The organism is Undibacterium sp. Ji42W (assembly GCF_049340405.1).
In the GTDB taxonomy this organism is placed as follows: domain Bacteria; phylum Pseudomonadota; class Gammaproteobacteria; order Burkholderiales; family Burkholderiaceae_D; genus Undibacterium.
In genome coordinates, this window is the sequence record NZ_JBMPOV010000007.1 from 342223 (window position 1) to 360473 (window position 18251).

At 54.4% G+C, this 18251-nt stretch carries 17 protein-coding genes and 1 riboswitch; of the genes, 4 read left to right on the top strand and 13 right to left on the bottom strand.

Going from position 1 to position 18251, the window contains the following annotated elements; all coding sequences use genetic code 11:
* Window positions 1-21 precede the first annotated feature (21 nt).
* The 5 genes from mmsB to ACO0LG_RS17585 all read right to left on the bottom strand — a co-directional run bounded on the left by mmsB (window position 22) and on the right by ACO0LG_RS17585 (window position 6034).
* A complete protein-coding gene (gene mmsB, locus ACO0LG_RS17565) occupies window positions 22-921 on the bottom strand; it encodes a 3-hydroxyisobutyrate dehydrogenase (RefSeq protein ID WP_423028645.1) in 900 nt (299 codons plus the stop codon).
* A 201-nt stretch (window positions 922-1122) separates the two neighbouring features.
* Window positions 1123-2322 (bottom strand): enoyl-CoA hydratase/isomerase family protein, encoded by a 1200-nt coding sequence (locus tag ACO0LG_RS17570; RefSeq protein ID WP_423028647.1) that lies wholly within the window; start codon window positions 2320-2322, stop codon window positions 1123-1125.
* Entirely contained in the window at window positions 2319-3119 is an 801-nt protein-coding gene (locus ACO0LG_RS17575; RefSeq protein WP_423028649.1) for an enoyl-CoA hydratase, read from the bottom strand. Before ACO0LG_RS17575 ends, ACO0LG_RS17570 begins: the two co-directional genes overlap by 4 nt.
* A complete protein-coding gene (locus ACO0LG_RS17580; RefSeq protein ID WP_423028651.1) occupies window positions 3116-4276 on the bottom strand; it encodes an acyl-CoA dehydrogenase family protein in 1161 nt (386 codons plus the stop codon). Before ACO0LG_RS17580 ends, ACO0LG_RS17575 begins: the two co-directional genes overlap by 4 nt.
* A gap of 246 nt (window positions 4277-4522) precedes the next feature.
* Window positions 4523-6034: a CoA-acylating methylmalonate-semialdehyde dehydrogenase gene (locus ACO0LG_RS17585; RefSeq protein ID WP_423028653.1), complete on the bottom strand. Its 1512-nt coding sequence runs from the start codon at window positions 6032-6034 to the stop codon at window positions 4523-4525.
* Between the two features lie 47 nt (window positions 6035-6081).
* Between ACO0LG_RS17585 and ACO0LG_RS17590 the strand changes: the two genes are divergently transcribed.
* The 3 genes from ACO0LG_RS17590 to ACO0LG_RS17600 all read left to right on the top strand — a co-directional run bounded on the left by ACO0LG_RS17590 (window position 6082) and on the right by ACO0LG_RS17600 (window position 8276).
* Window positions 6082-6216 carry a hypothetical protein gene (locus tag ACO0LG_RS17590; protein ID WP_423028655.1) on the top strand — a complete coding sequence of 45 codons (135 nt, stop codon included), beginning with the start codon at window positions 6082-6084 and terminating at the stop codon, window positions 6214-6216.
* Window positions 6217-6319: 103 nt separating this feature from the next.
* Window positions 6320-6502: riboswitch (cobalamin riboswitch) on the bottom strand.
* A 320-nt stretch (window positions 6503-6822) separates the two neighbouring features.
* The gene (locus ACO0LG_RS17595; protein WP_423028657.1) at window positions 6823-7068 is read left to right on the top strand and encodes a hypothetical protein; all 246 of its coding nucleotides are present in this window, start codon (window positions 6823-6825) and stop codon (window positions 7066-7068) included.
* A gap of 350 nt (window positions 7069-7418) precedes the next feature.
* Window positions 7419-8276 carry a hypothetical protein gene (locus ACO0LG_RS17600; RefSeq protein ID WP_423028659.1) on the top strand — a complete coding sequence of 286 codons (858 nt, stop codon included), beginning with the start codon at window positions 7419-7421 and terminating at the stop codon, window positions 8274-8276.
* Window positions 8277-8344: 68 nt separating this feature from the next.
* Here ACO0LG_RS17600 and metE read toward each other — a convergent pair whose 3' ends face one another.
* A complete protein-coding gene (gene metE / locus ACO0LG_RS17605; RefSeq protein WP_423028661.1) occupies window positions 8345-10642 on the bottom strand; it encodes a 5-methyltetrahydropteroyltriglutamate--homocysteine S-methyltransferase in 2298 nt (765 codons plus the stop codon).
* Between the two features lie 90 nt (window positions 10643-10732).
* Here metE and ACO0LG_RS17610 point away from each other — a divergent pair, with 90 nt between their 5' ends.
* Window positions 10733-11656, top strand: a complete 924-nt coding sequence (locus tag ACO0LG_RS17610) for a LysR substrate-binding domain-containing protein (protein ID WP_423028755.1) — start codon at window positions 10733-10735, stop codon at window positions 11654-11656.
* A gap of 144 nt (window positions 11657-11800) precedes the next feature.
* Here the strand turns inward: ACO0LG_RS17610 and ACO0LG_RS17615 are convergent, their stop codons facing one another.
* The 7 genes from ACO0LG_RS17615 to ACO0LG_RS17645 are packed head-to-tail and all read right to left on the bottom strand — an operon-like array spanning window position 11801 to window position 18240.
* Window positions 11801-13024: a DUF2325 domain-containing protein gene (locus ACO0LG_RS17615; protein WP_423028663.1), complete on the bottom strand. Its 1224-nt coding sequence runs from the start codon at window positions 13022-13024 to the stop codon at window positions 11801-11803.
* 60 nt (window positions 13025-13084) lie between these two features.
* Entirely contained in the window at window positions 13085-13357 is a 273-nt protein-coding gene (locus ACO0LG_RS17620) for a hypothetical protein (protein WP_186956450.1), read from the bottom strand.
* A gap of 31 nt (window positions 13358-13388) precedes the next feature.
* A complete protein-coding gene (locus tag ACO0LG_RS17625) occupies window positions 13389-14249 on the bottom strand; it encodes a ChaN family lipoprotein (protein ID WP_423028665.1) in 861 nt (286 codons plus the stop codon).
* Window positions 14242-15087, bottom strand: a complete 846-nt coding sequence (locus tag ACO0LG_RS17630; protein WP_423028667.1) for an ATP-binding cassette domain-containing protein — start codon at window positions 15085-15087, stop codon at window positions 14242-14244. Before ACO0LG_RS17630 ends, ACO0LG_RS17625 begins: the two co-directional genes overlap by 8 nt.
* Window positions 15088-15110: 23 nt before the next feature.
* Window positions 15111-16208 (bottom strand): FecCD family ABC transporter permease, encoded by a 1098-nt coding sequence (locus tag ACO0LG_RS17635; protein ID WP_423028669.1) that lies wholly within the window; start codon window positions 16206-16208, stop codon window positions 15111-15113.
* On the bottom strand, window positions 16205-17140 hold the full coding sequence (locus ACO0LG_RS17640; RefSeq protein WP_423028672.1) for a heme/hemin ABC transporter substrate-binding protein: 936 nt from the start codon (window positions 17138-17140) through the stop codon (window positions 16205-16207). Before ACO0LG_RS17640 ends, ACO0LG_RS17635 begins: the two co-directional genes overlap by 4 nt.
* The gene (locus tag ACO0LG_RS17645) at window positions 17128-18240 is read right to left on the bottom strand and encodes a hemin-degrading factor (RefSeq protein ID WP_423028674.1); all 1113 of its coding nucleotides are present in this window, start codon (window positions 18238-18240) and stop codon (window positions 17128-17130) included. Before ACO0LG_RS17645 ends, ACO0LG_RS17640 begins: the two co-directional genes overlap by 13 nt.
* Between the last annotated feature and the right edge of the window lie 11 nt (window positions 18241-18251).

Sequence of the window (18251 nt, forward strand, 5' to 3'; positions counted from 1 at the left end):
GAAACCCATCCCCATCATTTTTTACTCTTTACTCTTCAGCAGCTCAAGTATGCTGGAAAAATCCTTGCCACCAGCCCCGGCCTTGCTATGGATGCCATACAGGTTGCGCACAGCTTCACCCAACGGGATGCTGGAATTGCTACCCAGCGCCGCCTCGGTTGCCAGACCCAGGTCCTTGAGCATCAGGTCTACACCAAAGCCACCGGTGTAGCCGCGTGATGCGGGGGCGTTTTCCATGACGCCGGGGTAGGGGTTGTACAGTTCCAGCGCCCAGTTGCGGCCTGAGCTTTTGCTCATGATGTCGGACAGGACTTTGGGGTCAAGCCCATTCGCTACACCCAGCGCCAGTGCTTCTGCCGTGCCTGCCATGAGTATACCGAGCAGCATATTGTTGCAGATTTTGGCGGTTTGTCCGGCACCGTGTTCGCCTGCGTGGAAGATGTTCTTGCCCAGGGCGCTCAGGACAGGGCGGGCACGTTCGAGATCGGCCGTGCTGCCACCGACGATGAAGGTCAGCGTGCCTGCGGCTGCGCCTGCAGTGCCGCCGGATACCGGGGCATCGACCATCGCCAGCCCGCGTGCGGCTGCGGCTTGCGCGACTTTCTTGGCAGATTGGGGGGCGATGGTGCTGCAGTCGATGATCAGTGCGCCATTGGCGATGTGGGCGAGTATGCCTTCACCGCCGAGGTAGAGGCTTTCTACATGGCGGCTGGCGGGCAGCATGCTGATGACGATGTCTGCGCCTTCTATGGCTTGCCTTGCGTTGCCTGCGGCCAGGGCACCGGCGTCTGCCAGTGTTTTCAGGGCGGCAGGGGAAAGGTCGAAGACGGTGAGCGGGTAGCCTGCCTTGAGCAGGTTAAGGGCCATGGGTGCGCCCATGTTGCCGAGGCCGATGAAGGCGATTTTGGATTGGTTTGCCATGTTTATCTCCTGGTTTTACGTGTTCTGTGTTCAGATTGGCGGGCGTTTTCCGCAGGTTGGTCCGATCGTAGGTTGGGCTACGCCTCATCAGCCCAACACTCGGCGTTTCAACAACGTATTCGTTTATTTAAGGCCCAGTGTTGGGCTGGTAAACCGTAGCCTAGCGAGGAACGGCCCAACCTACGGACCTCGGCTTGATACTTACGCAGCTCTCTTTTGGATATTTTCACCTGCACCCAAATCCCGCAAAGGATGCTGATCTGCCATCCAAAGACGCGCAAAATATCGCTCGTCATCTTGCGGCTGCAACGCATCCAAAGTACCCGGCAACCATTGCGGTTTCTGATCCTTATCGACAATCAAGGCCCGTATGCCTTCCGCAAAATCATGACCCTGCGCGCAGGCGAGTGCTGCCACCAGTTCCATACGGAAGATTTCTGCCAGCGACAAATGTTTGCCGCGTTCTTGCAAGGCATGTGCCAGCCAAGCGGAGGTTGGGCTACCTTTTTGCAGGCTGGCGATGGCTTTTTGCAGCCACACATCGTCGTTGACTACGCTTGCATCAAGCTGGCAGATATTGCTGATGATGGTGCTCAGGTCAGCGGCGCTGCACAGTTGATTGATGAGGTCAAAATGTTGGCGCAATGGACCTGTGCTGCTCAAGCTGCCAGCACTGCGCTGTTGCTCATGCAGGATATGGCTCAGGCGCAGGTGATTACTCAGCTCATTGTGTTCTGCCTGCTTGCTCCATTCACAGGCTTGCAGGCGGGCCAGTAGTTCTGCCTTGCTCTCGTGCGGCAATTGCAGGTCGGCCAGTTTCACAAATACGGCGTCGCTGGCAGTGATATTCGCACCCGTCAACGCCAGGAACAAACCCAGCTTGCCCGGCATGCGGTTGAGGAACCAGGTGCCGCCTACGTCCGGGAACAGGCCTATCGCAATTTCTGGCATGGCGAGGCGGGATTTTTCTGTGACAACGCGGTGGCTGGCGCCAGCCATCAAACCTATGCCGCCGCCCATGACGATGCCGTGGCCCCAGCATAAGATGGGTTTGCGGTAAGTATGGATTTGATAGTCGAGACGGTATTCCTGTTCAAAAAAGTCCAGGGCGTAGGCATTGCCCAGCAAGTCATCTTTTTTATCCGATGCATGATGCTCGCGCATGCTGGCGTACAGGTTTTGCAAGTCGCCGCCTGCGCAAAATGCTTTTTCGCCAGCGGCCTGCAAGACCACCATGGCGATGGTGTCATCTTCATCCCAGGCTTGCAATTGCTTGCCCAGTAATTGCACCATCTCTTTGGACAGGGCATTCAGGGTTTTTTCTGAATTGAGGGTGGCCACGCCCAGTTGCATGCCATTGGCGGCAGGCAGGGTGTGGAACAGGACAGGGGCGTCGTTCATGCATTCCTCCATACGGGAGGGCGTTTTTCCAGAAAGGCAGTGACGCCTTCTTTTTGATCGGCGGTATCAAACAAGGCCAGGAAGGCTTCGCGTTCTTGTGGCAACACGGTATTCATGGGTTGCTGGCGTGCGCCTTGTATCAGTTGCTTGCATGCCTTGACGCTACTCGGGCTTTGCTTGCCTACCTGTTTGGCCAGGGCCAGGGCATGTTCGAGTGCGCCGCCAGTGGCGACGACTTCTTCGACCAGGCCTATGCGCAGGGCAGTGGCAGCATCGACACGGTCACCGCACAAGATCAGGCGCTTGGCCCAGCCTTCACCGACCAGCCATGCAAGATTTTGCGTGCCGCCAGCGCAGGGCAGCAAGCCGACTGCGGCTTCTGGCAAGGCCATTTGCGCCTGGGTTTCGGCAATACGCAAATCGCAAGCCAGTGCGCACTCCAGACCACCGCCCATGGCGTAGCCATTGATGGCAGCGATGGAAACACCACGGAAGCGGCTCAGGGTTTCAAATGCTTCACCAAAACGGTGTGCCATGTCCAGTGCCACGGCCTTGTCGCCATCGGCAAACAGTTTCAAATCTGCGCCTGCTGAAAAGAATTTCTGGCCTGAGCCCGTGATGACGAGGCTATAGATATCTGCATCGGCATTGAGGTCATTGACGAGTTGCGTCAATGCCTGCAAACCCGCAGCCGTCCAGGTATTGGCGGGCGGGTTGACCAGGGTGACCAGGGCAGTGTGGCCTATGATTTCGCATTGCAGATTGGTGTAGTTACTATAATTTTTGTGGTGGCTCATAAAAATTCCTCGCTTGCGGGTTGGTTTAGCATGTGACGGGCGACGATGACGCGCATGATTTCATTCGTGCCTTCGAGTATCTGGTGCACCCTGACATCGCGCAGGAAACGCTCCAGGGGGTATTCGCGTATATAGCCGTAACCACCGTGGATTTGCAGAGCTTCATTGCAGACGGCAAAGCCGGTGTCGGTTGCCAGACGCTTGGCCATGGCGCAATACACCGAGGCATTGTCGGCCTTGCTGTCGAGCTTGCTAGCTGCCAGTCTGACCATCTGGCGGGCTGCGACCAGCTCGGTTTGCATGTCGGCCAGCTTAAATTGCAGTACCTGAAAATCAGATAGTTTTTTCTGAAACTGCATGCGTTCATTCATATACGCTTGCGCGCTATTGAGGGCCGATTGCGCTGCACCGATGGAGCAGGTGGCGATGTTGATGCGGCCACCATCCAGACCACGCATGGCAATACGAAAGCCTGCGCCTTCTTCACCCAGCAGGTGGCTGCGCGGTATGCGTACCTGGTCAAAATTGACAGTGCGGGTGGGCTGGCTGTTCCAACCCATCTTGTCTTCTTTCTTTCCATAGCTGATACCGGGCAAATCTGCAGGAACCGTAAAGGCAGAGATGCCGCCAGCACCATCGCCACCCGTGCGCGCCATGACGACCAGCATATTGGTGGCACCCGCGCCAGAGATAAAGGCTTTGCTGCCATTGAGGACATAGCTGTCACCATCGAGGCGGGCGCTGGTGCGTAGTGATGCTGCGTCAGAACCTGAGCCAGCTTCGGTCAGGCAATAGGAGGCCAGTTTCTTGCCTGCGGCCAGCCTGGGTACCCATTCCTGCTGCACTTCCGGCGTGCCCCAGGTGGCAATCATCCAGCTTGCCATGTTGTGTATCGTGATGTAAGCCGTGGTTGAAGGGCAGGCTCGTGCCAGCTCTTCAAAAATGATGGCTGCATCCAGCCGCGTCAGGCCCAGCCCGCCCAGTTCTTCTGGCACATATAGCCCGCAAAATCCCAGCTCCCCGGCATGGGCGATGACGTCCAGCGGGAAGTGGGAAGTGGCATCCCAATGCGCGGCTTGCGCCGCCATTTCATGGGCCGCGAAGCTGCGGGCAGATTGCTGGTAGGCGCGCTGGTCTTCACTAAGATCGAAGTCCATATTATCCTAGCCCCGGTAGTTGACCGCTATTGGCAGTCAATAGATGAAGTAGTGTATTAACCATTGTTCGCTTTCAATAAGGTGTGACATGCTGAGAGCGCTACAAGTGCAATTGCACACTTTTCCAGCTCCCTGCCGTTGTTGTTCCTCCTAGCAGACGCTAGTCTGCGTCGTCGTCACGCCTAGCCAGGAAACTGGAAAAATGCACACTTGCACTTGTCCAACCACCGTGACTAGGATGTCCGCTTACTTGAGCGAGATGGTCGTATTCACCTTGCCAGCGCTGACGCTGTCATCAAACCAGCGGGCCGTGATGGTCTTGGTCTGGGTGTAGAACTGGATGACCTGTTTGCCATACGGCCCCAGATCACCGAGCTTGGATGCCCGCGAACCGGTAAATGAAAACAGCGGCACAGGCACAGGGATAGGCACGTTGATGCCGATCTGGCCTACATCGATATCTTCTTCAAAAGTGCGTGCGGCAGCGCCAGACTGGGTGAACAGCGCTGTGCCGTTGCCATTAGGATTGGCGTTGATAATGGCGATGGCCTCTGCCAGGGTATCTGCCTGCATGATGCACAGCACAGGGCCAAAGATTTCTTCTTCATACACGCGCATGCCGGGCTTGACACCGGTGAATACCGTAGGGCCAACGAAGTTGCCATGCTCATAACCAGGCACTTGTGGCGCGCGGCCATCCAGCACCAGTGTCGCTCCTTCAGCAATACCCTGGGCGATCAGGCTTTCTACCCTTTCTTTGGCGGTGCAGGAAATGACCGGGCCTATATCGGTATTGGCTTCTGCGCCCGCATTGATCTTGAGACTGCGTGCGCGATCCAGCAAGTCTGGCACCCATTGATTGGCTTCACCAACCAGAATTACTACGGACAGTGCCATGCAGCGCTGGCCAGCCGCACCAAAGGCAGCGCCTGCGAGATTGTTCAGGGTTTGTTCTTTATTCGCATCTGGCAGGACGATGGCGTGGTTCTTGGCACCCATCATGCATTGCGCACGTTTGCCCGCCAGTGTCGCACGGTTATACACATGCGTGCCTACGCGGGTAGATCCTACGAAGGACACGGCCTTGATATCAGGGTGGTCGCAAATCGCATTGACGATGTCTTCACCACCATGCACCACATTCAGCACGCCAGGTGGTACACCAGCCTGCATGGCCAGCTCCGCCAGGCGCATGGTGACCATGGGATCTTGCTCGGATGGCTTCAGGATGAAAGTATTGCCGCAGGCAATCGCCATCGGGAACATCCACAGCGGTATCATGGCCGGGAAGTTGAAAGGGGTAATGCCAGCGCACACGCCCAGCGGCTGGTTCAGGGTATAGGTATCGACGCCGCTGGCAACGTTGTTGGCGATTTCGCCCATTTGCAGGTTGCCGATATTGGCCGCATGCTCAACCACTTCCAAACCACGGAAGATATCGCCTTCAGCATCGGCCAGGGTCTTGCCCTGTTCGGCTGTCAGCAATGCGGCCAGCTCGGCCATGTTTTCACGTATCAGTTGTTGATATTTCAAAAAGATGCGGGCGCGTGTGCCTATTGCCGTCTTGCGCCAGGTCTTGAAAGCGGCCTTGGCAGCATCGACTGCGGCCTGCATTTCATCTGGCGTGGTGAATGGTACATGGGCCAGCACCTGTTGCGTGGCCGGGTTGATCACATTGCGCCATTGCGTGGATTTGGAGTCTATCAGTTCGCCGTTGATGAGCAGTTTGACGTTGGGAACCTGGGTAAGAGTTGCCATGATGCTTTCCTGAACCTTCCTGATTGCGCACGGATTCACGGCGGGCTATGCCCGCAACAAGAGCCGCACTGATGCCTGAAAACAGGATGACCACCGCATGCAGAAAACCTGCCGCAGCAACCATCCTGACCATGGACATGCACCGTGTGGATGCACACCCGCCACGCACCTTCCGTACGTGACCAGACCTTGGGAAAAAACAGTGAAAGAACAGCATTGAAGACAAGCACCCGCTCGCCATCAGGCGTGCCATGCCATATCCCAAACACCGCCTTCCGCAATGTTTTTCTCAGCGATCAACAGGCCGGTATCCGGGCTTGCAAGTCTTGTTACATCGCCTTCCCAGTCATGCATGACCAGTGGCGTGGATGATGTAACCGCACTTGCTTACCGTTGCGGAGGCAGCAGGGGCTTGAAACCTGCTTACGATCTTACTGCGCGAGCGCAACTTGTAGCGATGCGGGGTTCATGCGCTGCTCAAAATGCTCATGTACTTAAGTACATTCCGCTTTTTGCGCTGCGTTTTTGTTACCCTTACTCCGCTGACGCCTGCTCGCTACAGATCGTAAACACGTTTTTAGGTCTTGATAGCTACTGTCACTTGCTAGTGACAGCGATCAGGACGACCACTTTCCCGTTTAACACAACCCAAGAGATTGGGCTATGCACCTGTTATTTTTAGAATAGCACAAGAATTGACGTTAACGTAAACGTTAATTGGTGAAAAAAATTCAAGGTGAAGTTAAAATGGGTTTTGTTATTTTGATATTGACCACTTGGAGGCCTCAATGAAGCTGTTTGTTATTTGTGCCTTGTTGTCATGGACGCTGGTATCTGAAGCTTGGGAAGCTTCAGGTGAAACGGTGTCTGAAAATGCTTCAGAAAATGACCTCATTTTTGTTGGTCAAATAAATGGAAAGTCCATTGATGATTTTCTTGAGAAGAACAAAGATACCCCGGCGAAAAGCATGATCATTTTTTCGACTGGTGGAGAAGTTTTTTTTTGCTTTGAAATTAGCGCACTGGGTTCGTGAGCATAGCCTGGATTTAAGAGTCCGGACCCTGTGCATGTCTGCATGTGCAAACTATGTCTTTCCCGCTACAAACAGAAAAATTATTGAGCGCGGAGCACTGGTAATCTGGCATGGAGGCATAATCGCATTGAAGCAGAGCATTTTACTGAGTACTTTAAATAAACAATCAATACAAACCACGAATTTTTAGATACAGCCAAGCTATGCTGCCTATCTGGCTGATGTTGAACTTTTGTTGTCTTGCCCGCCTCATGTGACAACGTTGACGCCGATGTGGGTGAAGTATCCTAGATTTTGATGAGAGTGTAAAACATAGCTCATAACTCATCATTTAAATCTGCCGCTTTAAGATGAAATATTTTTTATCCTGGGGTGACTTATTTAAATGCCAAACAAATTTATTCACGAAAAACTTATTTGAATTCATGTACTTAAAATTATATAAGCAGTTCGCAGTCTTGCTGACAATGACAGCATTATCAATGAGTGCAATGGCTGGTGAATCTAAACCTGAAAAAAACAGGACGCCTGCGAAATTCTATTTTTTAGGCAATGTTGGTCTTTATTTGGGTGTCATTGATGAAACGGTCAATGACTTTATTTCTGCTGCGGCGGACAAAAAAGTAGAACGTTTGGTCATTACTTCCCAGGGAGGAGATGCGCACTTCGGCATTGTTTTTGGCCATTGGGTATACGATAATCAGATTGAGGTCGAAGTGCCTAGTTTGTGTATGTCTTCATGCGCAAACTATGTATTTACAGCTGCAAAAAGAAAAACAATCCGGCCTTCTGCATTGGTTATCTGGCATGGTAGTGCTGAACAATGGAATATCCGGGAAATAAATAAAAAGTATGAGGACTATCTGGCACTTTATTTGACTGGGAAAGCGTCCGCGGACCAAATGACGTATTTGGACAGTGATAAATTACGCTATGAGGGTTCCAATCAATTATTGTCGGAACAGCGGCAGTTTTTTAAAAAAATAAATGTGAATGAGTATGTAACCAGACTCGGACACGAACCTGTTTTTTACGACCGGGTGTGGGTTGCAACAGTTGGTGTAATGAATAAAATGAATATTCAGAATATCACTGTACCAGAAGGATATGCGAATATTGATTACTTGCAAAAACATCACCCTGATCGAATGGACCGTCTGGTGTCATTTGGGTTGGACGCTCAGGGAGAAATAAAAAAACTGGATTAGCTGAAACTGAATTTCTTTTGTGAGTTCGAAGCGGTGTCAGGTAGTCACTGACTGACACCGCTTTAATTTTAACAGCAGTCCTGATGCTCCTCATCATCCACCGCCACAGTCGCCCGCAACAACTTGGCTGCTTGTACCATGTTTTCCAGCGCTGCAATTGTCTCTGGCCAGTCGCGGGTTTTGAGGCCGCAGTCTGGGTTGACCCAGAGACGGGCGTCGGGGAGTACGCTGCGGGCTTTTTGTAGCAGCCTTTGCATTTCGCTGACCTTGGGCACGCGTGGTGAATGGATGTCGTAGACGCCGGGGCCGATGTCATTGGGGTAGGCGAATTCGCCGAATCCATCCAGCAATTCCATGTCCGAGCGCGAGGTTTCTATGGTGATGACGTCAGCATCCATGGCGGCTATCCAGGGCAGGATGTCGTTGAATTCTGAATAGCACATGTGGGTATGGATTTGCGTGTCATCCCTGACGACGGCAGAACTCAGCTTGAACGCACGCACAGCCCAGTCGAGATAGGCGGACCAGTCTTGCTGTTTCAGCGGCAGGCCTTCGCGGAAGGCGGGTTCGTCTATCTGTATCATGCCTATGCCGGCTTTTTCGAGATCGGCAACTTCTTCACGCAGGGCCAGAGCGATTTGCAGGGCAGTGGTGGAGCGTGGCTGGTCGTCGCGCACGAAAGACCATTGCAGCATGGTGACGGGGCCGGTGAGCATGCCTTTCATGGGTTTGCTGGTGAGACTCTGGGCATATTCACTCCAGCTGACTGTCATGGCTTCTGGCCTGTATACATCGCCATAGATGAAGGGCGGTTTGACGCAGCGTGAACCATAGCTTTGTACCCAGCCGTTCAGGGTGAAGCCATAGCCCCAGAGTTGCTCGCCAAAGTATTCAACCATGTCATTGCGTTCTGGCTCACCGTGGACCAGTACGTCGATGTCGAGTTTTTCTTGTTGCTCAACGACGAGGCGGATTTCTGCGCGCATGGCTTCGAGGTATTCGAGGTGCGACAAGTCTCCACGCTTATAGGTGGCGCGGGCCTGGCGTATGGTTTTGGTTTGCGGGAAGGAGCCTATACTGGTCGTGGGAAACAGGGGCAGGGCAAAGCGTTGCTGTTGCTGGCCTATGCGCCGCTTGAATGCATTGTGGCGTGTCACATCCTGCTCGGTGATCGCAGCCAGGCGTTTTTGCACGATGGGGTTGTGGATGCGGACTGATTTGCGGCGGCTGGCGATGGACTGGTCAGCGGCCTTAAACTGATGTGCGACTTTATCTGCATTGCCATTCAGTGCTTGTTTCAGGGCGACGACTTCATCGAGTTTTTGTGTGGCAAAGGCGAGCCAGCTCAGGGTTTCTGCATCGAGTGCGGTTTCTGTTGCGAGGTCGACAGGGACGTGCAATAAGGAACAGCTTGGAGCCAGCCACAGGTTGTCGCCGAGTTGTGCGTGGACTGCATGCAAGTCGGCCAGCAAGCTGCTCAGGTCGGCACGCCAGATATTGCGGCCATCAATGACACCGGCAGACAAGACGCGGCCTTGCGGCCAGTTAACCAGCAGGGTGGTCAATTGTTGTGGTGCGCGTACCAGATCCAGGTGCAGGCCAGCGATGGGCAGGGCATGCAGCAGGGCAGCCCGCTCTTGTACTGATTCAAAAAAAGTGGACAACAAAACCTTGGGTGTGTTTTGCGCCAGGGCATTGTAGGACAATATAAAGGCATCAAGCCAGATGCTGTCGAGGTCCAGGGCCAGGATAGGCTCATCGATTTGCACCCATTCCACGCCTTGCTCTTGCAGGCGCGCCAGCAGGCGCTGGTAGGCGGGGATGATTTTGGGCAGCAAGTCCAGTTTATGTGTCAGGCCACTTTTGATTTTGCCGAGGTAGAGCAAAGTCAATGGACCAATCAGGGTGGCTTTGACTGCATGGGCAAGGGACTGGGCTTGTGCCAGTTCTTCAAACAGCCAGTCTGTGCCGCCATCAAAGCTGGTGTCTACTGTCCATTCTGGTACGAGATAGTGGTAATTGGTGTCAAACCACTTGGTCATTTCCATCGCAAAATGCTGGGGGTTGCCACGGGCGGCGACGTAATAGTCTGCCAGCGTCAATTGTTTGGCATCAAAGCCAAAGCGGCGGGGCAGGGCACCCAGCAGGGCCAGGGTGTTCAAGACCTGGTCATACCAGGCAAAGTCGCCAACGCTGACCAAATCCAGGCCTGCCTGCTTTTGCAAACCCCAATGGCGGGCGCGCAGGTCGCTACCGGTTTCGCGTAAGGTGGCTTCGGTGATGTCACCGCGCCAGAAGGATTCTTGGGCGAATTTCAATTCTCTTTGGGCGCCAATGCGGGGGAAACCTAAGCTGTGTGCAGTCATTTCTATTCTCCAATCATATTAATCTTATGATGGGTTAGAATTGATTATGATTCAAACGACATATTTTAAGAATTAACTTGAATTTCATTCATAATGCAATCGATACTAGAGCTCCGCCACCTGAAAACCCTGCATGCCCTGCGTGAATCCGGCAATTTATTGCGGGCTGCGGTCTTGCTGAATGTCACCCAGTCTGCCCTGTCGCACCAGATCAAGTTGCTCGAGGAGCATCATGGCGTGCCGCTATTTGAGCGCAAGACGACGCCCATACGCTTCACGCCTGCCGGTGAGCGCCTGCTGCAACTGGCGGACAGTGTCTTGCCGCAAGTCGCCAATTGTGAGCGCGACCTGGCGCGTCTGGCACAGGGTGTGGCGGGGCAATTGCGCATCGCTGTAGAATGCCACACCTGCTTTGACTGGCTCATGCCTGCCATGGATTTGTTCCGCCAGCGTTGGCCTGAGGTGGAACTGGATATCGTCTCCGGTTTCCAGGCTGACCCTGTGGGGCTGTTGTATAGCCACAAGGCAGACGTCGCCATCGTGTCCGAAATGGATGCCGATGAAAGTGTAGCCTACCATCCTCTGTTCCGTTTCGAGATTGTCGCTTTGATTGCCAAGGACCATACGCTGGCCAAGCGTGATTATTTGGTGGCGCAAGACTTTGCGACTGATACCCTGATCACCTATCCTGTACCTGATGAAATGCTGGACGTGGTGCGCCAAGTCTTGAAGCCCGCTGGTATAGACACCACACGCCGCACGACCGAGCTGACAGTCGCCATGCTGCAACTGGTCGCCAGCAAGCGCGGCATTGCTACCTTGCCGGTGTGGGCAGCACAAAATTATGTGAACCGCGATTATGTGCTGCCCAAACGTATTACTAAAGATGGGCTGACTGGCAGGCTGTATGCAGCCTGCCTGCCGGATTTGTCTTCCAAGGCGTATCTCAGTGATTTTGTGACGACGATACGGGAGAGTAGTTATTTGAATTTGCAGAGTATAGAGTTGATTTGAGTGCATTGCTGATAGGCAGGTCTAGCTATTCGTAGGAGTGGCTTTAGCCGCTAGCACTTTGCTGCATGGGACGTGTGTGGTGCTGGCCATTGCTGTATTTTCTGTTCACGGCTGAAGCCGCTCCTACAGAGGATTTTGCTGGTTTTATTGACTGGCCATTTCTGTACTTGCTGCTTCATCTTCCGAGAATTTTTCCAGCCCGCGTGCCAGTGATGAGACGCTGGGATTTTCTACGAAGACGCAGCGCTTGCCGGTGCGTTTGCAGAAATCCTTGACGCGCCAGTAGGCGGTGTGGCTGATGCAGCCGGTCTGGCAGATGACGAGGTCGGCGGCGGCCAGGCTGGCGTCAAGCAGGCTCTGGTTGTCTTCGAGGCCACCGTCATGGTGGGCGAAGCGGCCGCCTATGCGTTCTATGAGGTTGCGGTAAGTGGGCACATTGCCGCTGCGGCCGCCTACGCACAAGACTGTTTTTTGCTTCAGGTGCAGGGTGATGGGATAGATTTTTTCTTCTGGTTGTTGCCTGCTTTGTTCTGCTGCCTGCTCTTGTATGTCGGCGGCGGCTTTGCTGGCTTCTGCGAGTTTTTGTTTTAGCTCGCGTACCTGGTTTTCTGTTTCGGTTTGGCGTTCAGCCATTTGCTCGATTTTCTTGAGCAGGCGCTGGCGGGTTTCCAGTTCGGGGATTTCTACTTTTAGTGCGGCGATGTTGCAACTGAGGAAATGGATGCTGCTGTCCTTGCCTATGCTTTCTGCGCGCAGTTGTATCAACTGGGTATTTTGTTTTTCTATCTCGCGGGTTTTCTCTGCCAGGGCGCGGTTATGTCTTTCCTGAACACGACTGAGTTCGCGGGTCAGCAATTTGTTTTGTTCAACCAGGGCATTGAAGCGGGCGATATCTATGCGTACGCTGGCACCGGCCTGGTGCTGCAGCATGTGCATGTCACGGCATAAACCGTCTTGCAAATCGGCGTCGCAACGCGGGTGTGTCAGTGCGGCCCAAAAGGCACCCGCTACATCACCTTTGTCGATGGCGGCCAGCCACAGGCGGGTGACGGCTTCCACTGTCTTTGCCGCGCGGAATTCCTGTATGGTGCGGGCATAGCGCTGTTCCAATTCTTGCTGTATGGCTTCTGACAGGCGGTTGCGGCAGCCACACTCAGCAATCGCGCCAACATGGATTTCATAGTCTTCGGCTATGGCCTGACCATTCATGGCCTTATTGACGATGCGCCGCAAGGTTGTCAGTGGTATGCAGACACCGACGACGGGGCAATGGCATTCATGCGTCAAATCCCAAATGCGGCGACGGCGTGAACCTGCCGGTGTGGTTTCTGGTGTTAATGCAATACTATGTTTGTCATGTTCACACATACGGTACTCCTCTTGATACTTCTGACCAGTGATGTTGCATAAACTTACTTGATGATTTGCTTAGTGCATTTTTTTACCCGGTGCTATTTCAAAGCCGGTGACGTGAGGTGCTTCCGGGGTTTTTGGCAGGCGCGCATCATAGCTTTCTATGTTCAACTGCGCTTCTGCCAGCATGTAGGCGAGGACGCGGAAAGCCTCGACATCAAAGCGCAGGGACACATGGTTCAACGACAGGTGGACTACCCCGCATTCAGGGCAGATCATGACTTCGCCGACTTTGCTTGAGGCCAGACCGAGATGCTGGCAAGCGTTGGCTGATGGCTGATGTTTCATGTGTTCCTCTGCGCTAGGCTTAAGTTGGATCTTAGTTGGACTTTTTAGGTGCCTGAACACTCAGGCATGGATCGGGGCGGGTATGTGTCTTGACGACATGGCTGACGTCATAGATGGACGCAGTGGATGTAGTGGATACGCTTCCTGATTTACTGTCATCTGTTTCTACATAACCATGGATTTGCAGGCTGGCTTGCTTGCTGGCGGGCAGCCATACCGGCACACCGAGGTCGCGTCTGACGTGGCCATTGCCAGCCAGCAGGACGACGCCGCGGTCGGCGTTTTCAGTGACGATTTTGGCCATGACGACATCACGCGCAACTTGTGCCCTGACCATGCTGGGGACGATATTGTCTGGCATCTTGCCGCAATGACCGCTTTCCATGGCAGCACGCTGGCCATCGACTACCACACTCGGTAAAGGCTGGTCGAGCTTGTAGCTGGTAATGGTGTTCTTGTCGAGCACGGCAGCATAGCCTTCACGCATGACGCGGGCAGCATCGCTGCGGGACAGGTTGGCGGCCAACAGCGGCAGTTTGTAATCGATGGCGAGTTGTATGACGGGGCGATAATGCGGCCATTCCCAGCGCTTGTTGCCGACCTTGCTGATGATGCAGTCTGCATCGCTACAATTTGCATGTGCCTGGGTGAGTTCGGTCTGGTTTTCACGATCGAACTGTTCCATGGCGATGGCCGGGCGCCAGCCTGCAATGACCAGTTTTTGCAGATCGGCATAGCGGTGTGCATGTCCTTCAGGGTTGTCGTGGACTTCGCCCAATAACAATATCTTGCTGCCGCTGACGGGTTTGTCAACCTGGGTTGCGCATGCTGATAAAAGGCTGGCTGCGACCAAAGCAGCGAGTGCGGTTGTGAATAAGTTTAATTTACGCATTGCTACATTTATCCATTTTTTCGTATACGCTTTTCCTGGCGCGGGATGAGGCGCGCAAGGGAGTGACCAGCAAATCACCTTCTTCATTGTGCATGCAGGTCAGGGCGATATCGTATAAGTCTTCCAGCGCCGGTACTGCTTCGCGGTTGCTGGCAATGTCAGCGACGAGCTGGCCATTCTTGACGAATAGCAGACGTTCGAATGCCTGCATAGCATGGTTGATGTCATGCAGGATGGCGACGATGGCATGCTGGCGTTCTGTCGCATATTCTTCGAGGCTGGCGAGCAGGTCAAATTGCAGGCCGGGGTCGAGTGCAGCCAGAGGTTCGTCGACGAGTATCAGGCCATCGCGCTGGTCCCACAGTTGGGCAAAGATGCGCGCCAGTTGTATGCGCGCCTGTTCGCCGCCAGAGAGGCTGTCAAAGCGGCGGCCCAGCAAATGGGCTGCATGGGCCATGGCAGCTGCTTGCCTGACGATGTTGGACAGTTCAGGGTCATGCGCACGGCTGACGCGGCCCAGGCTGATGACGAGATCAGTTTCCAGGCCAAACGCCACGTCACTGTTTTGCGGCAGGACGGCACGCAGGCGGCTGAGTTCCTTCAAGGACCAGCTTGTCAGCGGGCGTGACTGGAAAGCGATGTTGCCGCTGCTGGTTTTCAATTCACGGGACAGCAGTTTCAGCAGCGTGGATTTGCCTGCGCCGCTGGGGCCGAGGATGGCGATTTTTTCTGCCTTGCCTATAGCCAGGTTAAAAGGCCCAAAGTCTTTCTTGCCCAGCCTGGCGCAGGCGGCGTCTAACTGGAGCAAACCCTGTTGTGGGGCGGTTTTCATTAACATGATGCGATTCTCAACCATGTGATTCAGGCTAAACGACCACGCGCGTTACGCAGCAGGATCAGGAAGAAAGGGCTGCCCAGCAGGGCAGTGAAAATGCCCACCGGTACTTCAGCCGGGATGGCGATGCAGCGTGCCACAGTGTCAGCTACGAGTAAGAGCAAACCACCCATGAGCATGGAGCGTGGTATCACCTGTCTTTGATCTGGCCCACCCATGGTGCGCACCAGATGCGGGGCGACCAGGCTGATGAAGCCGATCATGCCGCACCAGGCTACTGCAAACCCGGTCAGTACCGCGACCAGCACAATGACCTGGGTACGCAAACGGTGTACATCGATGCCGACATGGGCAGCCGCAGCTTCACCCAGGGCCAGGGCATTCATGGCACTGATCATGCGCCTGACCCACCACCAGGCTGGCAACAGTAGCATCAACAGCAAGCCAGTAGCCAGCCAGCTTGCGCCTGCCAGGGAACCCAGGGTCCAGAAACTCAGGTTGCGCAATTGTTCGTCTGTTGCCAGGTAAGTACACAGACCCAGCACGGCGGCACTCAGGGCATTGAGGGCAATGCCTGTCAGCAGCAGGCCGACGATGGAGCCAGGTGAAATCCAGCGGGCGACACGATCGAGTGCAAAACACACCAGTAGAGCACCGCTGAACGCAGTGACAGGCAAGATCCACATCCGCCAGGACATGGGAATAGGCAAATGCATGCCCGACAGGACAACGATACTCAAACCCGCAGCCGCAGCCGCACCGGCAGTAATGCCGAGCAAATTGGGATCTGCCAGTGGGTTGCGGAACAGGCCTTGTGTCAATGCACCTGACATGCCGAGTGCTGCACCCACCAGCAAGGCAAACAGGGCGCGTGGCAGGCGGATATTCCACAAGACATAGCTGCTACCTGTCAGCGTCTGGTCGTCGCTGAAATCAAGCAGGGTTAGCCAATCTTGCAATGTGACAGGCACGGCACCGAATTGCACACTCAGCAGCAAAGCGGCAAGCAGGGATGTACCCAGCACCAGCAGCAGGCCAGGCTTGCCGCCTTGAAAAAGCTTTGCCTGCAAACCTTGGTGTAAACCTTTTCGCAATTCACCAGACACGTCTACTGAGGCTTTCATGCCTGCATGGCCTTGATGATGGCGCTGTCCAGCTGGCTGATTGCAGATGGCAGACGTGGCCCAAAGCCCAGCATGAGCATGGCTTCTTGTGACAGCACGCGGCGCTTGCGGCCTGCCGGTGTTTGTTCCACACCCGGCAATTTCAACACAGACCCTATGCCGCCCGAGGCTTTCAGGCCTTGGTCAGTCACGAGAATGATGTCGGGCTGGGCAGCGATCATGGCTTCTGGCGTCAGAGGTTTGTAGCCGCTGAAACTATTGCCGCCATTAGCCGCAGCCAGGGCATTGCTGGCACCTGCATATTCGAGTACGGCATGCGCTGCGGTTTCACGACCTGCCACCATGATCTGGTTAGGTGCATGGGCGAGGATGAACACGGCTTTGGGGCCTTTGCCCTTGCGCTGTTCTATCGGTGAGCGTACCCTGGTCCATTCTTGCTGCAGGCTTTGCATCAGGGTAGCTGCCTGGGCTTGTGTGCCAGTCAGTTCACCAATCTGCTTGATGCGGTCGAGCACGCCTTCAAACTTGTGATGCGCTGGCAAGACAGCCAGTGGGATGCCGGACGATGTCAACTGGCGTATCACGGCAGGCGGGCCTGCATCTTCGCTGGCGATGATCTGGGTAGGGGCCAGGGCCAGTACACCTTCTGCCGATAGAGCGCGGGCATAACCGACGTTAGGCAGTTTTTGCACGCTCTCAGGGAAGTTGGAAGTGGTATCAACGGCGACCAGGTCATTGCTGGCATTGAGGGCGAAGATGATCTCGGTGATTGCTCCGCCTACGCTGATGATGCGTTGCTTGCCTTTGCTGTTTGCAGCACGGGCAAAGGGGGGTAGCAGGCTGGAGGAAGCCAAACCCGCTAACCCCGTCAGTTGTATCAAAACCTGCCTGCGCAGGCGATTGTGCTGAGTTTGCGGATTCAGGCTGCGCATGTCTGGCTTTCTGACAAGAGGTTGTCGATCAGCGCACGCCATTCGCACAATTCTGGCTTACCGGGTTTGCGTTCACCAAAGAACATGGCGATTGTTTCACCATCCGCGTCAAATAATTCCAGTGAAGTGACCAGGCCATCCGTAGTTGGTTTTTTGACGACCCAGGCGCTGGCAATATGGTCTTCACGCAGATGCAGGTTGAAGCGTGGGTCGAGTACATTTACCCATGGGCCCATTTTGGCAATCTTGCTGACCGGGCCGGAGTGGATTTGTATCATGCCGGCATTGCCGGTAAAGACCATGATGGGCACTGCTTCGGCAGCGGCTGCCTGCAACAGATCTTCGCAACTGCTTACATCAATCTGCTGGACGAACTGTGCATCAGCCAGGCGCAGGGCCTGGGTACGTGTTACGGCAAATTTTTTCATGAGGCCAAAGAACTCATGGGTATCACGCAACGAAGCCCAGGCCTGGCGGAAGCCGGTGACATCAATATCCTTGTCAGCCAGTTCCAGCAGTTTTTCTGCCACGTCTTTTGTTTGTATACCGGGTTGCTGTTCAACAGCAGCAAAGCTGGCGACCAGGGCTTCATACGCTTCTACATTGCTTTGTGGCTTGATGAAGATCTTGTGGATGGCAGTGCCGGTGGCATCATAGAATTGCAGGCTTTTTTGCTCGCTGCGCTCTTCGCCGCTTCCTGTTTGCTCAATGACGGCAAAGCCAAACGCCCATTGCTGATAAAAAATCCGCAAATCGATTTCACCTGCCAGCACCAGGCCGACATGGTGATTGTGGCTGATGTTGCTGTAGCTGCCCGTTTTTTCATGGACGCAGGAAGGATTGCGTGTCAGGGCCATGACTTCACCCAGGCTTTCTACCGCGGCGATAATTTCTGGCCACTCTGCGCGCAGGCAGGTGGCACGCAGCAGGCAGTTGCTTTCTATGGCTGCTATGCCTGCGTGAGCGGCGATCAGCTCGCCTTCGCTGATCTCCAGAATTTCGGCGATGTCACGATGTCTGGCTTTTTTCTCGCGGCGCATGCTGGCGAATTCTTCACGTACATTCGCATTTTGCTGCGGGTTCAAATGTTGGGCTGGCATGACGATTCCTT

Excerpts from the sequence above, each read along its gene's own strand:
- mmsB (WP_423028645.1), bottom strand. The coding sequence starts at position 921 with ATGGCAAACCAATCCAAAATCGCCTTCATCGGCCTCGGCAACATGGGC.
- ACO0LG_RS17570 (WP_423028647.1), bottom strand. The coding sequence starts at position 2,322 with ATGAACGACGCCCCTGTCCTGTTCCACACCCTGCCTGCCGCCAATGGC.
- ACO0LG_RS17575 (WP_423028649.1), bottom strand. The coding sequence starts at position 3,119 with ATGAGCCACCACAAAAATTATAGTAACTACACCAATCTGCAATGCGAA.
- ACO0LG_RS17580 (WP_423028651.1), bottom strand. The coding sequence starts at position 4,276 with ATGGACTTCGATCTTAGTGAAGACCAGCGCGCCTACCAGCAATCTGCC.
- ACO0LG_RS17585 (WP_423028653.1), bottom strand. The coding sequence starts at position 6,034 with ATGGCAACTCTTACCCAGGTTCCCAACGTCAAACTGCTCATCAACGGC.
- ACO0LG_RS17590 (WP_423028655.1), top strand. The coding sequence starts at position 6,082 with ATGCCCGCAACAAGAGCCGCACTGATGCCTGAAAACAGGATGACCACC.
- ACO0LG_RS17595 (WP_423028657.1), top strand. The coding sequence starts at position 6,823 with ATGAAGCTGTTTGTTATTTGTGCCTTGTTGTCATGGACGCTGGTATCT.
- ACO0LG_RS17600 (WP_423028659.1), top strand. The coding sequence starts at position 7,419 with ATGAAATATTTTTTATCCTGGGGTGACTTATTTAAATGCCAAACAAAT.
- metE (WP_423028661.1), bottom strand. The coding sequence starts at position 10,642 with ATGACTGCACACAGCTTAGGTTTCCCCCGCATTGGCGCCCAAAGAGAA.
- ACO0LG_RS17615 (WP_423028663.1), bottom strand. The coding sequence starts at position 13,024 with ATGTGTGAACATGACAAACATAGTATTGCATTAACACCAGAAACCACA.
- ACO0LG_RS17620 (WP_186956450.1), bottom strand. The coding sequence starts at position 13,357 with ATGAAACATCAGCCATCAGCCAACGCTTGCCAGCATCTCGGTCTGGCC.
- ACO0LG_RS17625 (WP_423028665.1), bottom strand. The coding sequence starts at position 14,249 with ATGCGTAAATTAAACTTATTCACAACCGCACTCGCTGCTTTGGTCGCA.
- ACO0LG_RS17630 (WP_423028667.1), bottom strand. The coding sequence starts at position 15,087 with ATGTTAATGAAAACCGCCCCACAACAGGGTTTGCTCCAGTTAGACGCC.
- ACO0LG_RS17635 (WP_423028669.1), bottom strand. The coding sequence starts at position 16,208 with ATGAAAGCCTCAGTAGACGTGTCTGGTGAATTGCGAAAAGGTTTACAC.
- ACO0LG_RS17640 (WP_423028672.1), bottom strand. The coding sequence starts at position 17,140 with ATGCGCAGCCTGAATCCGCAAACTCAGCACAATCGCCTGCGCAGGCAG.
- ACO0LG_RS17645 (WP_423028674.1), bottom strand. The coding sequence starts at position 18,240 with ATGCCAGCCCAACATTTGAACCCGCAGCAAAATGCGAATGTACGTGAA.